Below are 19,285 nucleotides of genomic sequence, written 5' to 3'. Positions count from 1 at the left end.
GTGACCTCCTTCGCCCCGGATTCGATCGTCCTGAACCGCAAGCTGCCGCTGTGGTACCAGGTGTCGCAGTCGCTGCGCGCCTCGATACTGGGCCGCTCCCCCGACGACCCGCTGCGCCTGCCCACCGAGGAGCGGCTGGCGGAGCACTACGGGGTGAGCGTGCTGACCATGCGGCAGGCGCTGAAGGAGCTGGAGGACGAGGGCCTGATCAGCCGGCACCGGCGGCGCGGCACGTTCATCGAGCCCGGGGCGCGGCGCGGGGCCCCGGTCCGGCTGCTGGGCTCGGTGGACGCGATCGTGGCCCAGCAGTCCGGGATGACGACCGAGCTGCTCGGCCACGGTCGCGTGCCGGTGCCGGGCGGACTCGCCGAGTACTTCCCGGATCTCACGGAGGTGGCGGCGTACCACCGGCTGCGCAGCGACGAGAAGACCGGCGAGCCGACCAACCACGCCGTCAACCACGTCCGCCCGGAGCTGGCCGAGGGCATCGACCCGGAGGACCTGGTCCGCTGGCCGATGACCAAGGTGCTGCGGGATGTGGTGAAGGCGGACATCAGCCGGATCACGGACACGGTGGAGGCCCGGCTCGCCGACCCGGACACGGCCCGGCTGCTCGAAGTCCCGCTGCTGAGCCCGATCCTGCACTACACCGGGGTGACGTACGACAGCGAGGGCCGGGTGCTGGACGTGGCGGTCATCCACTACCGGGGCGACCGGTTCTCGTTCACGGTCACCCTCGACGCGTGAACGCTCCGCTGCCTTAGCCGGGGGTCGTCCGTCGCCCACGGGCCCGTCGTGGCGGGGCGCGCAGTTCCTCGCGCCCCTTCGGGGCCCCACCCGCTGCCTCAGCCGGGGGGTCGTCCGTCGCCTGCGGGCCCGTCGCGGCGGGGCGCGCGGTTTCGCCACCCCAGCCAGGAGGCCCTCCGTCGCCTGCGGGGCCGTCGCGGCCGGACGCGCGGTTCCTCGCGCCCCTACGGAGGCCCCACCCGCTACCGAAGCGCGCCGCGCAAGACGCACCACGACGCTCCACCACCCCAGCCAGGAAGCCCTCCGTCACCTGCGAGCCCGTCGTGGCCGGACGCACGGGTCCTGCACACCCCTACGGAGGGCCCCACCCGCTACCGAAGCGCGCCGCGCAAGACGCACCACGACGCTCCACCACCCCAGCCAGGAAGCCCTCCGTCACCTGCGAGCCCGTCGCGGCCGGACGCACGGGTCCTGCACACCCCCCTCGGGGACCCCACCCGCTGCCGCAGCCCAGCCGGGAAGTCGTCCGGCGCCCGCGAGTCCGTCATGGCGGACGCACGGGTCCCAACACCCCCTCGGGGGTGGCAGCCGCTGTCGTAGCATGCCGTGCGTGACGCACGACGACGCTCCGCTGCTGGCGGACCTCATGCCGTGGTCCGTCGCACCGCTGCGGCCGGGCCGCGCCTGGCCGACGGCACCGGATCCGGCCTCGCTGCGGGCCCGCTGGGACGCGCTGCTGAAGGCCGGGGGCCCGGATCGCGAGGCCCTGTTCGAGCCCACCCGCGCCCGTACGCTCCAGTCGGCGGTGGGTCAGTTGCCCGGTTCGCCCGCCGGTACCGAGCGGCTCGCGCGTGCCGAGGGGCCCTGCCCGGAACCGGTGCGGGTGCTGGCCGCTCCCTTCGACGAGCAGTGGCTGATCCCGGACCACCGGCTGCTCGACACGGCCCGCCCGGAGCTGTGGCGGGTGGCGGACGCGCGGCAGGTGTTCACGGTCGAGACGGGCGACGCCGACGCCCCGCTGCTGGCGACCTCGCTGCTGCCCACCCTGCGCCCGGGCCGCGTCCGCCCGCTCTACCGCCGCCCCGGCGGCACGGAACCGAACCTCGCCCCCGGCCTGCTGGACCATCTGGCGGCCCGCCTGGGCACGCGCCCCTCGGCACCGGACGTGCTGGCCTGGATCCTGATGACGGCCGGCCCCGGCCTCACCGTCCCGCTCACCGACGACCCCGGGCTGTGGGCGTCCGGCGTGGAGACGGGCCGCCGGGCGCTGTGGCTGATGCGCCGGGACGGCGAGCGCCCGAAGCTGCCGGGCGGACGGCGCCCGTACGTCCGCGCGCCCCTGCCGAACCGTCCGCTCGCCCTGCACTACGACCGCGACGAGGAGACCCTGCACCTGGACGAGGGCCGAATCTCGCCCGTCCCGCCCGAGGCCTGGGACTACGAGGTGGCCGGGGTGCGGGTCCTGGAGAGCTGGTTCGCGGCGCGCACCGCGCCGGCGGAGCCGGGCACGCTCGCCGCGATCCGTCCCGCCGGCTGGCCGCAGACCTGGACGTCGGAGCTGCTGGAGCTGATCACGGTCCTCGCCCTGCTGGCGGAAGTGCGCTCGGCGCGCGAGGAGTTGAAGGTGACGTCACCGGTGACGGCGGCAGAGCTGCGGGAGGCGGGCGTCCTGCCGGTGCCGGAGTCCTCCCGCCGTCCCGCCTCGGTCCTCGACCACCACGAGGAGGGCCCGGACGGGCAGGTCCCGTTGCTCTAGCCGCCCGCCGGCCGGCGCGACCGGCCGCCCACGGTCCGTACCCGCCGCGCCCGCCCGGCTAGCGCGGCGCGAACGCGTCGAGGACCCTCTCCACCATCCGCTCGAACACCGCCTCCAGATCGATCGGCCCCGCGTCCTCCGCGAACGCCGCCGCCATGCGCGGATACGCGCCGGAGGCGATCTGGCGGCCCAGGTGGGCGATGCGGACCGCGTTCTCCTCGTCCTCCGACCACGGCAGGGCCCGCACCCGCTCGGCGGTGTCGAGTTCGTTGCGGACGTAGGTCGTGACCATGCCGTTCAGCATCGCGATGAACTCCACCTTGGTGCCGTACGCCGCCTCCAGCGGGTCCAGGCAGGCCAGGCAGTGCTCCAGGTAGCGCAGGGCGTGCGGGCTGAAGCCGTAGACGGGGGACATCAGGCGCGGCAGCCACGGGTGCCGGAGCATCAGCTCACGGGTCTGCCGGGCCACCCGGCGCATGTCGCCGCGCCAGTCGCCGCTGGGCTCCCACAGCTCGTGCTCCGCGCCCGCCGCGTCCACCATGAGCTCGTACAGGTCCTCCTTGCGGGGGACGTAGTTGTACAGCGACATGGTGCCGCAGCCCAGCTCGGCCGCCACGTGCCGCATCGACACCGCGTCGAGCCCCCGCGCGTCGGCGATCCGGACGGCGGCGGCGGCGATGTCGTCGCGCGTGTACGCCGGTTTTGGACCTCGGCCGGTGCGCTCGGGGCGCGCCCAGATCACCTCGGGGACGGCCCCTCGGACTGCCATCGCTCATCACCTCGGCCACCATCGTAGTTACGTACGCCGTACGTAGTGCGGTATAGTCCCGGCATGACTACTACGTACGCTGTACTTAGTGCAGGTCTGGAGAAGCGCTTCGGCGCCGTGCGGGCCGTGCGCGGGCTCGATCTGGCCGTGGCCGAGGGCACGGTCTGCGGGCTGCTGGGGCCCAACGGGGCGGGGAAGACGACGGCGGTGCGGCTGCTGACCACGCTGCTGCGCCCGGACGGGGGCTCGGCGCGGATCGCCGGGCACGACGTGGTGCGGGAGGCGGCGGCGGTGCGCCGCCGGATCGCGGTCACCGGGCAGTACGCCTCGGTCGACGGGGACCTCACCGGCCGGGAGAACCTGCGGCTGTTCGCCCGGCTGCACCGGGTGCGCGGGCCGGCCGCCCGCGCCGACGAGCTGCTGGAGCGCTTCGGGCTGACCGAGGCGGCGGACCGGAAGGCGGCGGCGTACTCGGGCGGCATGCGGCGCCGGCTGGACCTCGCCGCGAGCCTGCTGCGCCGTCCCGACGTGCTCTTCCTGGACGAGCCGACCACCGGGCTCGACCCGGCCAGCCGCGCCCGCATCTGGCAGGCGGTGCGCGAACTGAAGGCGGACGGCACGACCGTGCTGCTGACCACCCAGTACCTGGAGGAGGCCGACCGGCTCGCCGACGACATCGCCCTGGTGGACCGGGGCCAGGTCGCCCACACCGGCTCGCCCGCCGCGCTGAAGGCGCTCATCGGGTCCCATGTGGAGGCGGTGGTCGCGGACCCCGGCGCGCTGACCCGGGCGGCGGCCGTGCTCGACCGGCTGACCGGCAGGGAGCCCGTGTTCGACCGCGAGCGCTGCGCCGTCGGCGCGGTCACCACCGATCCGACACTCACCCTGCCCCGCCTGGTGCGCGAACTCGACGCGGCCGGTGTGCCGCTGCTGGACGCCGGCATCCGGCCGCCCACCCTCGACGACGTCTTCCTGCGGCTCACCGGTGAGTCCGCCGGCAGTGAGGAGCGTGCCGCGTGAGCGCGTTGGCGTACGACGGACTGGCGATGGCGGGCCGGCAGCTCCGCCGGGTCCGCAACACCCCGGGCCTGGCGATCCTGACCCAGCTGATGCCGGTCAACATGCTGCTGTTCTTCGGCTACGTGTTCGGCAGCGCCCTGGCGGTGCCCGGCCGCGAGTACCGGTCCTTCCTGGTGCCCGGGCTGCTCGCCGCCACGGCCGCCGGCGGGCTGATGACCGGCATGTTCCAGGCCGCCCAGGACACCCACCGGGGGGTGATGGACCGGTTCCGCACGATGCCGGTGAGCCGGGCCGCCGTACCGCTCGGGCAAGCCGTCGCCGACCTCCTCGTCACGGCCGTCGGGACGGTGCCGCTGCTGCTGACCGGGCTCGCGGTGGGCTGGCGGATCGAGGGGTCCGCGGCCGGGGCGGCCGGTGCCGTGGGGCTGCTGCTGCTCTTCCGGTTCGCCTGCACCTGCGCCGGGATCCTCCTGGGGCTGCTGTCCCGCAGCGAGGAGGCCGCCGGGCAGCTCGGCGCCGCCTCCTTCGTGCTGCCGCTGCTGTCGAACGCGTACATCCCGACCGGCAACCTGCCGCACTGGCTGCGCGTGCTCGCCGAGTGGAACCCGATCAGCGCGGTGACCACCGCCCTGCGGGACCTCTTCGGCAACGCGCCCGTCCCGGCGGGCGCCGCCTGGCCGGTGGCGCACCCGGTCGCGGGGTCGCTGGCCTGGAGCCTCGCCCTGACCGCGCTGTTCCTGCCGCTGGCCGTGCGCAGGTACGCCCGGACCGAATGAGTCCGCACTGCTGACAGGGGCGCCGGTCAGGGGAGATCATCCACCCCATGGATCGTCTCCCGCTGCCCCTGGACGGCATCACCGTCGTCGCCGTCGAACAGGCCGTGTCCGCGCCCTTCGCCACCCGGCAGCTCGCCGACCTGGGGGCCAGGGTCATCAAGGTGGAGCGGGTCGACGGCGGCGACTTCGCGCGCGGCTACGACACCGCGGCCCGCGGTCTCGCCTCGCACTTCGTGTGGTGCAACCGCGGCAAGGAGTCCATCGCGCTGGACCTCAAGGACCCGCGCGGCCTGGACGTCGTACGGCGGCTGGTCGCGGACGCGGACGTGTTCGTGCAGAACCTCGCGCACGGCGCGGCGGCCCGGCTCGGCCTGGACGCGGCCACGCTGTGCGCCGCGCACCCGCGGCTGATCGCCGTGGACATCTCGGGCTACGGCGGTTCGGGGCCGTACGCGGACAAGCGGGCGTACGACATGCTGGTGCAGTGCGAGGCGGGGCTGGTGTCGGTGACCGGGACGCCCGAGCAGCCGGTGAAAGCGGGCATCCCGGCGGCGGACATCGCGGCGGCCATGTACGCGTTCTCCGGGGTGCTGGCCGCGCTCGTACGGCGCGGGACGACCGGGCGGGGCGGACCGGTGGAGGTGTCCATGCTGGAGGCGCTCGCCGAGTGGATGGGCCATCCGCTGCACCACGCGCTGCACGGCGGGGAGCCGCCGGCCCGCACCGGGCTGGCGCACGCCGTGATCGCGCCGTACGACGCCTATCCGACGGCGGACGGCGGGCGGGTGCTGCTGTCGGTGCAGAACGACCGGGAGTGGCGGCGGCTCGCCGAACAGGTCGTGGGCCGCCCGGAGCTGGGCACCGATCCGGCGTTCGCGACCAATGCCGCGCGGGTGGCGCACCGGGAGCGGACCGACGCCCTGGTCGCGGGGGCGCTGGCGGTGCTGGACGCCGAGGAGGCGCTGGCCCGGCTGGAGAAGGCGGGCATCGCCTGCGCCCGGCTGCGGGACGTGCGCGAGCTGGCGGAGCATCCACAACTGGCGGCCAGGGAGCGGTGGCGCCAGGTGGGGTCGCCGGCCGGGCCGTTGAAGGCGCTGCTGCCCCCCGTCACGCTGCCGGGCGGGGACGAGGCACGGATGGGTGACGTGCCCGCACTCGGACAGCACACCGGAGCGCTGCTGCGTGCCGTGGGGATGACGGACGACGAGATCGCAGCGCTGCGCCGGGACGGTGTGGCGGCCTGAGCGCGGGCACCCCTGTTCGGGTCAGGGGCCCTGCGGTGCGGTCAGTGACCGCCGAACAGCGAACGGCGCAGCCGGCGCAGCGGCGCGAAGAGGGAGACGCGGCCGATCCGCGTGCCCCGGTCACTGCGCTGCCGCACGGAGTCACGCGCCGTCAGTTCGCGCATCAGCGACGTCGCCTCGACCGTCTCCCGCTGCGGTATGGCGGGACCCGCCAGCACCGACAGATGGCGGTCGAGCCGCGTACTGGTCGCGCTGCTCCCGCAGGTGATCGCAGGGATCCTGGCCCTGCTGCGCACTGTTATCTGCTCCATGTCACTCCCCACCCGTACGAGTCCACCCGGCCCGGGCAGGGTAACCCTATCGCCCCGGTGGGGCACGCGTGTATCTCGGCCACAGGATTCACCTTCCCCATAAGGTGGTTGATCATCCACCTTTGACTACTCTCCGAATCCGACCGATTTCAGGGTGAGTTGGACAAGGGGCTGACCAGTCGGCTGTGCTGACCCGCCGTCAGGCTCGACGGTCACGGCGAGTGACGTCGAGGAGGCGTCGAGCCCCTTGGCGACCAGGGGCGTGTCGCCCGCGAGGAGCCCCAGGGAGCGCGGTCGCACCCGGGGACGCATGAGCCAGAGCTGGTGCACGCGCCCGCCGGACGGGGTGCCGTACCCGCTGAGGGTGACGACGGCCTCCCGCTCGGAGGCGGAAGCGATTACTCCGATACTGCGGCCGCGCGCGTCCTCGCTGCTCACCGCGCGGGCGTCCGGAGCGGCCAGAACGTGGGCGATCTCACGTGCCCGGGTCCGCTCGGCGGCGAGCCGGTCCTCGGTGCGGTGCGCCTGGACCGCGAAGAGGGAGGCGACGACGAGCGCCGCGGCGGCCGTGACCGTGGCGAACGGGACGAGGAGGGGGCGGCGGGCCCGGGACGCACGGGCGCGGCCCGGCGGGGGCTGGGCGCCCCAGACGTGCGGCGGAAGCTGGGGGGCGCGCTCCCGGGCCGGCGTCCGGTCCCGTGCGCCCGCCCGGCCACGCGCCGGCTCCTGCGGGGTGGTACGGACGGCGGCCAGGACCCGCTCGCGCAGGGCGGGGGGCGGCGGGGCCGCCGTCGACCAGGCGAGGCGCACCGCGTCCTCGGCCAGTTCCCGCACCTCGGCGGCGCAGCGGTCGCAGCCCGCGAGGTGCTTCTCGAAGCGGCGCCGCTCGCCCGGTTCCAGCGCGTCGAGCGCGTAGGGCGCGGCGAGGGAGTGCGGGTCCTCGCGGCGCAGCAGCCGGCCGAGGATGCTCATGCGGCGCCTCCCAGGCACTGGCGCAGCCGGGTGAGTCCGTCGCGCATCCGCGTCTTGACCGTGCCGAGCGGCAGCGACAGCCGCTCGGCCACCTCACGGTAGGTGTACCCGTCGTAGTAGGCCAGGGTCACCGACTGGCGTTGCAGGGCCGTGAGCCGGTTCAGGCAGCGGCGCACCCACTCCCGTTCCAGACCGGCCTCGACCTCCTCGGCGACCTGGTCGAACGCGGGCTCCCCGGCGCGCAGGGCCTCGCGCTGCTCGCGTTCGCCGGCCGCGCGGGCGCTGCGCACCCGGTCGACGGCGCGGCGGTGGGCGAGGGTGAGGACCCAGGACAGGGCGCTGCCCCGGCCGGGGTCGAACCGGGCGGCGGAGCGCCACAGTTCGAGCAGCACCTCCTGGGCGACCTCCTCGGACTGGGCGGGGTCCCGCACCACCCGGCGCACCAGGCCGAACACCGGCCCGGAGACCAGGCCGTACAGCTCCTCGAACGCCCTGTGGTCGCCGCCGGCCACGAGCACCAGCAGCTCGTCCGCCCGCATGCCGGCCCCCTCGCCGTGGCCGCAGCCGGCTCTTCCTCGCGCACCGCGCATCCGCACCGTGACACACCTCCCCGAGGGGGTACGGATCAGCGGGCCGAAAACGCGGGTCCGGAGGCGGTGAAAGGTTTTTCCCGGCCGACCAATCCGATCGGCGTGGCCGCTCCGTATACCCGTCCGTCACAAGGCAAGTCGGCACTGAGGACGGACGGCATGACACCTCTCTTCTCCAGGGGCGCCCTCACCGGGAGGGCGCCCTCCGGACGCGGCACCGGACGCACGGGTCTGGTCACGCTCATCTGCGGGGCGCTGGCCGCCGGAGGGCTCACGGCCGCCGGCGTCGCCACGCTGGAACCCGGTACGGCCGCCGCCTCCTCCCACCGTGAGGCCCCGCTGATCTCGGGCACCCCGCAGTACGACAACACGGACCTGTACGCGTTCGTCAGCCCGGACAAGCCCGACACGACGACGATCGTGGCGAACTGGATCCCCTTCGAGGAGCCGGCCGGCGGACCGAACTTCTACACGTTCGCCGACGACGCGCAGTACGACCTCCACATCGACAACAACGGTGACGCGCAGGGCGACCTGGTCTTCCGCTACACCTTCCGGACCCGTACGAAGAACGGGAACACGTTCCTGTACAACACCGGTCCGGTCACCAGCCTGGACGACCCCGACCTCAACGTCACCCAGACCTACGACATCGATCTCATCAAGCTCCGGGGCGGGCACGAGACGTCGCGGACCAAGCTGGCCGACGACGTGCCGGTGGCGCCGTCGAACGTCGGCAAGGCGTCCATGCCGGACTACGGCAGGCTGCGCGCGCAGGCGGTGTACCGGACTGCGGGCGGCGCCGCGACCTTCGCCGGGCAGGCGGACGACCCGTTCTTCCTGGACCTGCGCGTCTTCGACCTGCTGTACGGCGGGAACCTCACCGAGGTCGGCCGGGACACCCTCAAGGGCTACAACGTCAACACCATCGCCCTCCAGGTGCCGAACGAGCTGATCCGCGAGTCCGCCCACCAGCCGGTCGTCGGCGTCTGGTCGACCACCCAGCGCCGTAACGCGCAGGGCTACTACAGCCAGGTCTCGCGCCTCGGCAATCCGCTGGTCAACGAGGTCGTCAACCCGCAGAAGGACAAGGACAGGTTCAACGCCTCCCAGCCCGCGTACGACGCGCAGTTCCTGAAGAACGTCACCAACCCGGAGCTGCCGAAGCTCATCGAGTCGATCTACAAGATCAAGGCGCCCGCCGAACCGCGCGACGACCTGGTCGACGTCTTCCTCAAGGGCGTCAAGGGCCTCAACCAGCCGCCGAACGTGCGGCCTTCGGAGGAGCTGCGGCTGAACACCTCCGTCAAGCCGAGCACGCACCCGAAGCGGCTGGGGGTGCTGGACGGCGACAACGCGGGCTTCCCGAACGGCCGCCGGCTCACCGACGACGTGATCGACGCGGCCCTCCAGGTGGTGGAGGGCGAACTGGTCGGCTCCAAGAACGACCTGGGCGACGCGGTCGACAGGAACGACCAGAAGTTCGAGAGCTCCTTCCCGTACGTCGCCCAGCCCACGTCCGGTTCGCGCGGCCCGCTCGCCAAGGGCACGACGGCGGGGGCCGACGTGCGCAGTCAGCTCGGCGACGCGCTCCAGCCGGCCGGGGCCTCCGGCGGCTCCGGCGGCACCGTGCTGATCGCCGCGTCGGCGGCCTGCGGTGCGGCCGGGGTGCTGCTGATCGGCACCGCCTTCGCCTGGTGGCGCCGGCGTGTGCGGCGCCCGTACTGACCCGCACCCACCGAGACCGGCGCGGCCCGTGTTCCTCTCCCCCACGGCGGGCCGCGCCTCCCACACGACCGACGGAGGAGAAGGCATGGGCCCGCGCGGGCAGGACGACGAGCAGGACGGGCAGCGAGTGGCGCGGCGGGAGGACGGGCGGAGGACGGCGGGTGACGAGGAGGACGGGCGGAGCACGGGTACGGCCGCGGACGCGTCCCCGGCACCCTCCGCACCGGCGCCCTCGCCTCCCGGCGCGACACCTTCCGGTGCGGCGCCCTCGCCTTCCGGGGCGGTCTCCTCGTGCGGCGACGAGCGGGTCGCCGCCGTGCGGCGGGCCGGTGCTCTCGGGCGGCTGTGGCGGGGACGGGCTCGACTGACGTTGAGCGCGTCCCTGTTGGCGGTCGCGCTGACCGGCGGCGCGATCGCGCTCGGTGCGGACCGGGTGCCGGCGTCCGCGCCGGTCTCGGTCGGCGCCGCCGACCCCGGGATCCTCGGCGGCGGTGACCTGGACGCGAGCGTCGCCGCGCTCCAGACGCACCTGAGGTCCCAGCCGAAGGACGCCGGCGCGTGGGCCACCCTCGCTCTGGCCTACGTCGAGCAGGCGCGGACCAAGGGCGACCCGTCCCGGTACCCGCGGGCGGAGCAGGCGCTGCGGCGGTCCCTGTCGCTGGCGCCGGACGGCGACCAGGCCCTGGCCGGCCGTGCCGCCCTCGCCGCCGCCCGGCACGACTTCGAGGACGCCCTGGCCTTCGCGGACGCGGCCCTGCGCCGGAACCCGTACAGCGAACGCGCGCTGTCCTCCCGGATCGACGCCCTGGTCGAACTCGGCCGGTACGCCGACGCCGCCGAGGCCGCGAAGACCGCCGACGCGCGCAGGCCGGGCGTACCGGTCTTCACCCGCTACGCGTACGTGCGCGAGCTGCGCGGGGACGTGACCACCGCTCGCCGGGTGCTGGAACAGGCGCTGTCCGCCGCCGGTTCGCCGGGCGACACGGCGTACGTGGCCACGCAGCTCGGCCAACTCGCCTGGAACCAGGGGGACCACAAAACGGCCCTCGGCTGCTACGCGCGCGCCCTGGCCGCCAACGACGGCTACCTGCCGGCGCTGGAGGGCCGGGCCCGCGCGCGGGCGGCGAGCGGTGACCGCGCCGGGGCTATCACGGACATGGAGACGGTGGTCGCCCGCTCCCCGCTGCCCGGCCCGCTGGTCGAACTCGGCGAGCTGTACGAGGCGCGGGGCGCGGCCGGCGACCGGGCGCGGGCCCGGCGGCAGTACGCGCTGGTCGGCGCCTGGACCGCGCTGGCCCGCGCCAACGGCGTCGACGCCGATCTGGACACCGCGCTGGCCGCCGCCGACCACGGCGACAAGCGGGCTGCCCTGCGCGCGGCCCGCGCCGAATGGGCCCGCCGGCACACCGTGCACACCGCCGACGCCCTCGCCTGGGCGCTGCACGTCAACGGCCGCGACGCCGAGGCCCTGCCCTACGCCCGCCGGGCCACCGCCACCGGCTACCGCAGCGCCGTCTTCCGCTACCACCGGGGCGTGATCGAGCTGGCCACCGGCCACCGGGCGGCCGGCCGCGCCTCGCTCGCCTCGGCCCTGGCACTGAACCCCGGCTTCTCCCCGCTGGGTGCGGCGCGGGCCCGCGAGGCGCTGGAGGGAGCCGAGTGACACCGCGTCCACGCCCGGCCCGACCGCGTCCACGCCGAGTGACACCGCGTCTGCTGTGCGTCCTGATCGCCGTGTGCGCCCTGGCCCTGCTCCCGGCGGGCACCGCCGGCGCCCACCCCCTCGGCAACTTCACCGTCAACCGCTACGACGGCCTGGTCGCCGCTCCCGGACAGCTCCGCGTCGACCATGTGGAGGACCTCGCCGAGATCCCGGCGACCCAGGCCGAGGCCGACATCGAGCGGCTGGGGCTGAGCGCGTGGGCCCGGCAGCGGTGCGCGCGGGCCGCCGCCGACAGCGCCCTCCGGGTCGACGGGCGTACGACCGCCCTCACGGCCGCCCGCGGCAGCGCGCGCAGACGTCCCGGCCAGGCCGGCCTCGACACCCTGCGCGTGGAGTGCCGGCTGACCGCCCCGCTGCCCCGCGCGAGCACCGTCACCCTCGGCTTCCGGGGCGCGGGCACCGCCGGCGGGCCCGGCTGGCGGGAGATCACGGCGCGGGGCGACCGCATGACGCTCACCGCGACCGACGTGCCGGAGGAGTCGGTGTCCCGGGAACTGACCTCCTACCCCCAGGACCTGCTGTCCTCCCCCGCCGACACCGGGACGGCCTCGCTGCGGGTGCGGCCCGGTGGCCCGGCGCTCGCGGCGGACGCGCGGCGGCAGGCGGCGCCGGGTGCCGGTGTGCTCCCCCGGGGTGCCGACCGCTGGACCCGGGCCCTGGACGACCTCGTGGCCCGGCGCGACCTCACCGTCGGCTTCGCCGCTCTGGCCCTGCTCATCGCCGTCGCCCTGGGCGCGCTGCACGCGCTCGCGCCGGGCCACGGCAAGACCCTGATGGCCGCGACGGCGGTGGCGCGCGGGGGCCGGGCCCGGCCACGGGACGTGCTGCCGATGGCCGCCTCGGTCACCGTGACCCACACCCTCGGCGTGGTCGCCCTGGGCCTGCTGGTCACGGCCGGTTCGGCGGCCACACCGGCGGTGGTCTCCTGGCTGGGCCTCGCCGGTGGCGTCCTCGTGCTGGCGGCGGGCGTCACCCTCGTCCGCCGTGCCTGGCGCGGCCGTGCGCGGGCGACCGTCGCGGCCCAGGACGGGGTGGCACAGCGGGAGTTGGCGACGGTGGGCGGCGGACACAGCGCCGCCCATCACCATCACCACCACGACGGTGTGGAACACACCCATGGGGACCACACACACCCCCACACGCACACCCACGGTGGCCACACCCACAGCCACCCCACCGCGCCCACCCTCCGCGGCACGATCCTGCTGGGGTTCGCCGGTGGGCTGGTGCCCAGCCCGTCCGCCGTGGTCGTCCTGGTCGGCGCCGCCGCGCTCGGCAAGGCCTGGTTCGGGCTGCTGCTCGTCGTGGCGTACGGGGCCGGTCTCGCGCTGACGCTCACCGCCGCCGGGTTCGCCGTCGTACGGCTGGGCGCGGGGGCGGTGCGGGTGCTGGAGCGGCGCCCGCGCTGGAGCGCCCATCCGGTGGCCGTCCTGGCGCGCCGGGCCCTGCCGCTCGGGTCGGCCCTGGTCGTGCTGGCGCTGGGCACGGCACTGGTGCTCAGGGGAGCCGCGTCCGCGCTGGGCTGAGCTGCTTTTCCGGGAAGGGAGGACGGTGTCGTTCCCGGCGGGCGTACGACGGCGGCGGAGACCCCGTCGTCCGGGACCTCCGCCTCGCCTTCGGCCTCACCCTGGGAACGCCGGCTTGGGAACACCTGCTTGAGGACGCCGGCTTGAGAACATCACCCTGCCGGGTGAGCCCGAGCGGGTCATGCCGCGTTGTTCAGCACCGGCAGGTAGCCACCGGACTGGCCGGACGCGGTCGGGTGGTACGACTCGCCGATGTCGAGCCAGTTGACGCTGTGCAGCCAGGAGTCGCCGGAGCAGATCTCGTGGCCGGAGAACGTGGTGCGGACGTCGCCGAAGACGAAGTTGTGGGCGGTGGCGCGGGCCTTGATGGTGTTGTCCATGTAGTCGGCGGCGTCGTTGATGGCGGACCGCTTGGTCTCGGAGAGGCCGAGGCAGGTCTGGCCGAGCAGGTAGAAGCGGGGGTAGCCGATGACGACCACCCGGGCGGACGGGGCTTTGGCGCTGATCGCGTTGTAGACGGTGTCCAGCTTGCCGGGGAGCGTGTTGGCGACGTACGCCCTGGCGGTGTTGATGCGGGACAGGCACGTGCTGTCCGAGCTGGTCACACAGGTGGTCATCACGTCGGCGAAACCGGCGTCGTTGCCGCCGATGGTGAGGGACACCAGTGAGGTCGAGGAGTTCAGCGAGCCGAGCTGGTTGGCGAGCACGTCGTCCGTCTTCGCGCCGGAGCAGGCGTTGAAGGCGAACGAGGAGGGGCTGTGGGCGGCGTTCCACAGGTAGGGGTAGGCCTTCGTGCTGCGGTCGCAGGCGCCGCTTGAGCTGAGGTAACTCCCGGCGCCCACCCCTGAGGAGTAGGAGTCGCCGAGCGCGACGTAGCCGCCGGTCGCGGCGGTCGAGGACGCCTGCGCCGAAGCGGCCCCGGTGAGACCGAGGCCGGCGGCGAGGAGGAGCGAGGTCACGAATCCGGTAAGTCGGGAACGTCTCATGGAACCTCCCTTTAGCAGGATGTCTGCCACAACTGTGGTAGCAGCTACGCGTGTTGACAGGAAGTGTCCATGCCAAAAGTTTTGTCATCTCGACAGGATCGGCCCAAGACGTTCACCGCTCATCTATTGCCTATGCAGGCCCCTTCGGTTGACGCCTCGTCAGCGCGCCAAGGGACGGAAATGCCGTGCGCCGAGTGCATCCGTGCCGGATCATGGCGGCATGTCTGCCAACCCACACGACGCTCTGCCGATCCGGCTCCACGTCGACGACTCCGACTCGCCGTCCGACGTCGTCGACGCGCTGTTCCTCGGCCGCTTCGCGACGGGCGAGCAGCCGTACTCGCACGCCGCGAACATCGACCGGGTGCGCTCGGGCGCGACCCTGCTGCCGGAGGGCGCCCGCGTGCTGCGGATGGCCCGCGACGACGACCGCAGCGCGACCCTCGCCGAAGGGGACGGCTGGACCCTGCTGGTCTCCCGCTGGAACCGGGGCGCGGACGTCACGGTCACCGCGACCAGCGCCGAACTGGCCAAGCGCATCCTCGACCAGGCCACGGACGGCGCGGCCGACGAGCCGGAACCGCAGCCGGAGAACGTGACGATGGGGTTCTGGTACGTCTCCCCCAGGCGCGGCCCGCACCGCACCACCCGGCAGATCTCCGCCGGGACCTGGGAGGAGGTCCGGCCCAACTACACGGCGCCGGTGGCGGACGCGATGGACCAGCTGATGAAGACGACCCCGCAGGACATCGCGGGCCGGCTGCTGCTGCTCCACGGCCCGCCGGGCACCGGCAAGACCTCAGCCCTGCGCACCCTCGCCCGTTCCTGGCGCGACTGGTGCCAGGTCGACTGCGTCCTGGACCCGGAGCGGCTCTTCTCCGACGTCGGCTATCTGATGGACATCGCCATCGGGGAGGACGACGGCGCGGGCAAGGGCCGTTGGCGTCTGCTGCTGCTGGAGGACTGCGACGAGCTGATCCGGGGCGAGGCCCGGCACACGGCGGGCCAGGCCCTGTCCCGGCTGCTGAACCTCACCGACGGCCTGCTCGGCCAGGGCCGCAACGTCCTGGTGGGCGTCACCACCAACGAGGACCTGGAGCGGCTGCACCCGGCCGTGGTCCGCCCCGGCCGCTGCCTGGCCCGGATCGAGGTCGGCCCGCTGACCCGCCCGGAGGCGGTCCGGTGGCTCGGCACCGAGGAGGGCGTCGGCCGGGACGGCGCGACCCTGGCCGAGCTGTACGCGCTGCGCCGGGGCACCGCGCCGACCTCGGTGCCGGGGGCCCGGGAGGGCGCGGACGCGGGCCTGTACCTGTAGTGCTTACATGAGGGTATGACCCTGTTCGTCGGCACGTCGGGGTGGCAGTACAAGGACTGGCGGGACCACGTCTACCCGGCCGGGGTGCCGGCGCGGCTGTGGCTGGAGGAGTACACCCGGCTGTTCGCGACCGTGGAGATCAACAACGCGTTCTACCGGCTGCCGTCGTACGACACCTTCGCCGCCTGGCGCGGACGCGTCCCGCCGGACTTCGTGGTCACGGTCAAGGCCAGCCGGTACCTCACCCACATCAAGCGGCTCCGGGACCCCGAGGAGCCGGTGCACCGCCTGATGGCCCACGCGGCGGGCCTCGGCGACCGCCTGGGCCCGGTCCTCCTCCAGCTCCCGCCCACCCTGCGCGCCGACCCGCTGCTGCTGGACGCCTGCCTGGCCTGCTTCCCGGCCGGCAGGAGGGTCGCGGTGGAACCCCGGCACGACTCCTGGTGGACGGGCGAGGTGCGCGAGGTGCTGGCGTCCCGTGGCGCGGCCCTGTGCTGGGCGGACGTCCTGGCCCGCCCGGTCACCCCGCTGTGGCGCACCGCCGACTGGGGCTACGTCCGCTTCCACCAGGGCCGCGCCCGGCCCTGGCCGCGCTACGGCCGCCGCTCCCTGGACACCTGGGTGGACCGTGTCGCGACGACCTGGTCCGACGCGGAGGACGTGTACGCGTACTTCAACAACGACCCCGGGGGCGCGGCGGTGAGGGACGCGGTGACGTTCGCCCGGGCGGCGCGGCGGGCGGGCCTGACGGTGACGAGGACACCGGAGCCGGCGGAACTGAGCTGACGGCGGCGGTGCCTGACCCGCCTCAGCCCTCCCCGTAGGCCGCCCGCAGGGCGTCCCGCACGGCACCCAGCGCCTCGTCCTCGGCGAGGCCGAGCCGCCGTACACGCTCGACGTACGCCTGGGCGGCCAGGGAGGCCTCCCGCACCGCGGCCGAGCCGGCGGCGGCCACGAACGTGCCGTTGCGCCCCCGCGTCTCGATCACCCCGTCGCCCTCCAGGGCCCGGTACGCCTTCGCCACCGTGTTCACCGCGAGCCCCAGGGACTCGGCCAGCCCCCGTACGGTCGGCAGCCGGTACCCCACCGGGAGCGCGCCGGACCGCGCCTGCTCGGAGATCTGCGCCCGCACCTGCTCGTACGGGGGCGCGCTGTCATCGATGCGGATCTTCAGGCTCACACGGCCGATTGTCCCGCACCGGGCGGAAAATGAGAGGCACCCGGCCCTCCCGGCCCGTACGGTGCCTCCTCATGACAGTCCTCGTGCGTCCTCTGCGCCCCGACGTCCCCGCGGACACCGAGGGGTTCGCCCGTGTCCGCCGCCTCGCGCTGCCGTACGTCCTGTTCACGCCGGAATCGGTCCGGCACACGGTGGCCCGTACGCACCCGGACGCCCGCTTCCGGCCGCTCGTCGCGGAGGAGGACGGCGAGATCATCGGCACGGCGCAGGTGCATCTGATCCCCGAGAGCCCCGACCCGGGCCAGGGCGCCCTCAACGTCTACGTCCGCCCCGACCGGACCCGCCGCGGCGCCGGGCGGCTGCTGGTCCGGGCCGCCGAGGAGTACCTGGCGGAGGTGGGCGCGACCAAGCTGTTCGCCTGGGCCCTGGACGAGCCGGACAACCAGGCCTTCGCCGAGCGGCGCGGCTACCGGCGGGGCCGCTCCGCGCACTTCCTCCGCCTGGACCTGGCGCACGGCACGCTGCCGCCGCTCCCCGAGGTCCCGCCCGGCGTCGAACTGCGCACGGCCGCCGACTTCGCGGACGACCCCCGGCCGCTGTTCGAGCTGGACGCGGAGACGGTGCTCGACGAACCGAGCGACGTGGACTACGAGTTCACGGACTACGACGCCTGGCTCGCGCAGAGCTGGCACCACCCGCTGCTGGACCGGGAGCTGACCACGGCCGCCTGTGTCGACGGCCGTCCGGTCGCCTTCAGCGTGGCCTACACCGACGGCGACGGCCGCTACTCCACGGCGATGACCGGCACCGCCCGCGCCCACCGCGGACGCGGCCTGGCCAAGCTCGCCAAGACCCACTCTCTGCACCGGGCCCGCGCGGCCGGTGTCACCGAGGCCTTCACGGGCAACGACACCGGCAACGCCCCCATGATCGCGATCAACACGTGGCTCGGGTACGAGGTCTGCGCGACGGAGGTGCGCTATGTCCGCGAACTCGGCTGAGCCGGCCCGGCTGGAGGTCGTCCTGGTCAAGGCGGGCCGTACGAAGATCCGTTACCCGGCGGAACTGCTCGGGGACGACGGCGACCGGATCGCCGTGCGCGCGCCCTGGGCGGGCTCGGGGGTCCGGGACTTCGGGTTCGTGCGGTTCGAGCCCGGTGACGTGTTCACCGAGTACTACTGGCGCGACCGGTGGTACTCGGTGAAGGAGGTCCGTGCGGCGGACGGCTCGGTCAAGGGCTGGTACTGCGACATCACGCGTCCCGCGGTCAGCTCCGGCGCCGAGCTGGTCGTGGAGGATCTCGACCTGGACCTGTGGCGCTCCGCGGACGGGCGGGACGTACGGCGCCTGGACGAGGACGAGTTCGCCGAGAGCGGCCTCACGGAGACGGACCCGCAGGCCGCGTCCGCCGCGGTGGCCGCCCTCGACGCGCTGGAGGCGCTGGCGATCCGCCCCGACGGGTTCGCGGAGTTGCTGGCCTGACCGGCGCCCCGGTACCGCGGTGTCACACGGTGGCCACCACCGCGTACCGCTCGTCGTCGACGTCCTTGCCCCACAGCAGGGAGTCGTCGGACAGTCGCTCCACGCGCACGTCCCGGCTCAGCGGCTCCAGCAGGGCGGTGAGCCGGGCAGCCGGTATGCCGACCGGGCCGAGCGTCCCCCACACGCCCTCGACCAGCACGAACCGGCCTCCGGGGCGCAGTAGCTGCCGCCAGTGCCGCAGAGCCGCGGCCGGGTCCGGCAGCGCCCACAGCACATGCCGTACGAGGACGACGTCGAAGCGGCGCTGCCCCACCGGCGGGGCCACGGCGTCCCCGCACAGGATCGTCGCGGGGCGCCCGGCGAGCTTGGCCCGGGCCCGCTCGGCCATCGCCGGGGACCGGTCGACGCCCGTGACCCGGTGCCCCTGCTCGACGGCGAGGAGTGACAGGCTGCCGGTGCCGCAGCCGAGGTCGAGGACGTCCGCGGGGTGCCCGGGGAGCCAGGTCCGGAGCCGGTCCGCCCAGGCCAGGCGCACTTCGGGGTCGCGCAGGCCGTGGTCCGGTTCGTCGTCGAAGGCGGCGGCCTGCGCATCCCAGTCCGTTTCCGGGGCAGCCGCAAGCCTGTGCGTGTTCTCGCTCCTCATGCCCAGAGAGTGACACACGCCACTGACAGTGCGGACGTGACAGCCGCCACAGACAAACCGGCACCGATGAGGAACTCTCGCCGAAAGCGTCTACCTCCGTGACAACACGGAACCCGGTGGGCACTGAAGGAGGCAGCTATGCGCCGTACGACCGTGCAGAAGCCCCTGAAGAGGACGGACAGCCGCCGGATCCGCGACGAGGCGGAGGAACGCCCGGCGGGACGCCCCGAGGTGCGCAAGGACATCGCCCGCACCTGGTGGCCCGACGGCTGACACGGCGACATCTCGGCGCGGCCGCCGACCCCGGCGGCGACGTATTCGTCTGAGCGCAGTCTTAGCGCTTCCTTAAGTGGACCATAAGGATCTCCTCCGTCCGCTCCCGGCAGGCGATTCCACGGTCTTTCGGGGTTAGCGTCGGATCACCCCATGGGATCCAGGCCCACCCCACGATCGTCCGGGGGAGCTCCGCATGCCCGCCGCGGCCGGTGAGGGTTCCGGGGCCTGGCCGGCGGCTCAG

Annotated in this window: 20 protein-coding genes; 13 read left to right on the top strand and 7 right to left on the bottom strand. The window is 74.2% G+C overall.

Annotation, left to right across the window (positions count from 1 at the left end):
* Window positions 1–747 (top strand): GntR family transcriptional regulator, encoded by a 747-nt coding sequence (locus tag AQJ11_RS36790; RefSeq protein ID WP_014671772.1) that lies wholly within the window; start codon window positions 1–3, stop codon window positions 745–747.
* 601 nt (window positions 748–1,348) lie between these two features.
* A complete protein-coding gene (locus AQJ11_RS36785; protein ID WP_041665063.1) occupies window positions 1,349–2,503 on the top strand; it encodes a type ISP restriction/modification enzyme in 1,155 nt (384 codons plus the stop codon).
* A 58-nt stretch (window positions 2,504–2,561) separates the two neighbouring features.
* Here the strand turns inward: AQJ11_RS36785 and AQJ11_RS36780 are convergent, their stop codons facing one another.
* On the bottom strand, window positions 2,562–3,272 hold the full coding sequence (locus AQJ11_RS36780; RefSeq protein ID WP_041665064.1) for a TetR/AcrR family transcriptional regulator: 711 nt from the start codon (window positions 3,270–3,272) through the stop codon (window positions 2,562–2,564).
* 63 nt (window positions 3,273–3,335) lie between these two features.
* Here AQJ11_RS36780 and AQJ11_RS36775 point away from each other — a divergent pair, with 63 nt between their 5' ends.
* The 3 genes from AQJ11_RS36775 to AQJ11_RS36765 are packed head-to-tail and all read left to right on the top strand — an operon-like array spanning window position 3,336 to window position 6,312.
* Window positions 3,336–4,292 (top strand): ATP-binding cassette domain-containing protein, encoded by a 957-nt coding sequence (locus tag AQJ11_RS36775; RefSeq protein WP_079082573.1) that lies wholly within the window; start codon window positions 3,336–3,338, stop codon window positions 4,290–4,292.
* Complete coding sequence (locus AQJ11_RS36770) at window positions 4,289–5,068, top strand: ABC transporter permease (protein WP_014671777.1); 780 nt, start codon at window positions 4,289–4,291, stop codon at window positions 5,066–5,068. The genes AQJ11_RS36775 and AQJ11_RS36770 overlap by 4 nt, the downstream gene beginning before the upstream one ends.
* Before the next feature lie 47 nt (window positions 5,069–5,115).
* Entirely contained in the window at window positions 5,116–6,312 is a 1,197-nt protein-coding gene (locus AQJ11_RS36765) for a CaiB/BaiF CoA transferase family protein (RefSeq protein ID WP_058079967.1), read from the top strand.
* A gap of 41 nt (window positions 6,313–6,353) precedes the next feature.
* Here AQJ11_RS36765 and AQJ11_RS36760 read toward each other — a convergent pair whose 3' ends face one another.
* From AQJ11_RS36760 to AQJ11_RS36750, 3 genes are all read right to left on the bottom strand, one after another.
* Window positions 6,354–6,623, bottom strand: coding sequence for a hypothetical protein (locus tag AQJ11_RS36760; RefSeq protein WP_041665066.1), 270 nt, complete (start codon window positions 6,621–6,623; stop codon window positions 6,354–6,356).
* A gap of 126 nt (window positions 6,624–6,749) precedes the next feature.
* A complete protein-coding gene (locus tag AQJ11_RS36755; RefSeq protein WP_059266188.1) occupies window positions 6,750–7,595 on the bottom strand; it encodes an anti-sigma factor in 846 nt (281 codons plus the stop codon).
* Window positions 7,592–8,134: a sigma-70 family RNA polymerase sigma factor gene (locus AQJ11_RS36750; RefSeq protein WP_059266187.1), complete on the bottom strand. Its 543-nt coding sequence runs from the start codon at window positions 8,132–8,134 to the stop codon at window positions 7,592–7,594. The genes AQJ11_RS36755 and AQJ11_RS36750 overlap by 4 nt, the downstream gene beginning before the upstream one ends.
* A 210-nt stretch (window positions 8,135–8,344) precedes the next feature.
* On the opposite strand from AQJ11_RS36750, the gene AQJ11_RS36745 reads away from it, so the two are divergent.
* The 3 genes from AQJ11_RS36745 to AQJ11_RS36735 all read left to right on the top strand — a co-directional run bounded on the left by AQJ11_RS36745 (window position 8,345) and on the right by AQJ11_RS36735 (window position 13,162).
* Window positions 8,345–9,913: a DUF4331 domain-containing protein gene (locus AQJ11_RS36745; protein ID WP_059266186.1), complete on the top strand. Its 1,569-nt coding sequence runs from the start codon at window positions 8,345–8,347 to the stop codon at window positions 9,911–9,913.
* Window positions 9,914–9,998: 85 nt separating this feature from the next.
* The gene (locus tag AQJ11_RS36740) at window positions 9,999–11,576 is read left to right on the top strand and encodes a tetratricopeptide repeat protein (protein ID WP_244218536.1); all 1,578 of its coding nucleotides are present in this window, start codon (window positions 9,999–10,001) and stop codon (window positions 11,574–11,576) included.
* Between the two features lie 38 nt (window positions 11,577–11,614).
* A complete protein-coding gene (locus AQJ11_RS36735; RefSeq protein WP_059266184.1) occupies window positions 11,615–13,162 on the top strand; it encodes a HoxN/HupN/NixA family nickel/cobalt transporter in 1,548 nt (515 codons plus the stop codon).
* A gap of 179 nt (window positions 13,163–13,341) precedes the next feature.
* Here AQJ11_RS36735 and AQJ11_RS36730 read toward each other — a convergent pair whose 3' ends face one another.
* Window positions 13,342–14,148, bottom strand: coding sequence for an SGNH/GDSL hydrolase family protein (locus AQJ11_RS36730; protein WP_041665068.1), 807 nt, complete (start codon window positions 14,146–14,148; stop codon window positions 13,342–13,344).
* 220 nt (window positions 14,149–14,368) lie between these two features.
* Between AQJ11_RS36730 and AQJ11_RS36725 the strand changes: the two genes are divergently transcribed.
* Window positions 14,369–15,463 (top strand): DUF5925 domain-containing protein, encoded by a 1,095-nt coding sequence (locus AQJ11_RS36725; RefSeq protein ID WP_014671786.1) that lies wholly within the window; start codon window positions 14,369–14,371, stop codon window positions 15,461–15,463.
* A gap of 15 nt (window positions 15,464–15,478) precedes the next feature.
* Complete coding sequence (locus AQJ11_RS36720; RefSeq protein WP_059266183.1) at window positions 15,479–16,249, top strand: DUF72 domain-containing protein; 771 nt, start codon at window positions 15,479–15,481, stop codon at window positions 16,247–16,249.
* 22 nt (window positions 16,250–16,271) lie between these two features.
* On the opposite strand, the gene AQJ11_RS36715 is transcribed toward AQJ11_RS36720, so the two are convergent.
* Window positions 16,272–16,643, bottom strand: a complete 372-nt coding sequence (locus AQJ11_RS36715; protein WP_014671788.1) for a GntR family transcriptional regulator — start codon at window positions 16,641–16,643, stop codon at window positions 16,272–16,274.
* Window positions 16,644–16,714: 71 nt separating this feature from the next.
* Here AQJ11_RS36715 and AQJ11_RS36710 point away from each other — a divergent pair, with 71 nt between their 5' ends.
* Window positions 16,715–17,644 (top strand): GNAT family N-acetyltransferase, encoded by a 930-nt coding sequence (locus tag AQJ11_RS36710; RefSeq protein ID WP_059266182.1) that lies wholly within the window; start codon window positions 16,715–16,717, stop codon window positions 17,642–17,644.
* Window positions 17,625–18,125: a ribonuclease FAU-1 family protein gene (locus tag AQJ11_RS36705; RefSeq protein WP_014671790.1), complete on the top strand. Its 501-nt coding sequence runs from the start codon at window positions 17,625–17,627 to the stop codon at window positions 18,123–18,125. The genes AQJ11_RS36710 and AQJ11_RS36705 overlap by 20 nt, the downstream gene beginning before the upstream one ends.
* Before the next feature lie 22 nt (window positions 18,126–18,147).
* Here the strand turns inward: AQJ11_RS36705 and AQJ11_RS36700 are convergent, their stop codons facing one another.
* Window positions 18,148–18,768, bottom strand: a complete 621-nt coding sequence (locus tag AQJ11_RS36700) for a class I SAM-dependent methyltransferase (RefSeq protein ID WP_059266181.1) — start codon at window positions 18,766–18,768, stop codon at window positions 18,148–18,150.
* A gap of 138 nt (window positions 18,769–18,906) precedes the next feature.
* Here AQJ11_RS36700 and AQJ11_RS52250 point away from each other — a divergent pair, with 138 nt between their 5' ends.
* Window positions 18,907–19,041: a hypothetical protein gene (locus AQJ11_RS52250; protein ID WP_014671792.1), complete on the top strand. Its 135-nt coding sequence runs from the start codon at window positions 18,907–18,909 to the stop codon at window positions 19,039–19,041.
* The last annotated feature ends 244 nt before the right edge of the window (window positions 19,042–19,285 follow it).

The sequence above is a fragment of the Streptomyces corchorusii genome, assembly GCF_001514055.1.
Lineage (GTDB): Bacteria > Actinomycetota > Actinomycetes > Streptomycetales > Streptomycetaceae > Streptomyces > Streptomyces olivaceoviridis.
This window is presented reverse-complemented; position numbering and strand designations above follow the sequence as displayed.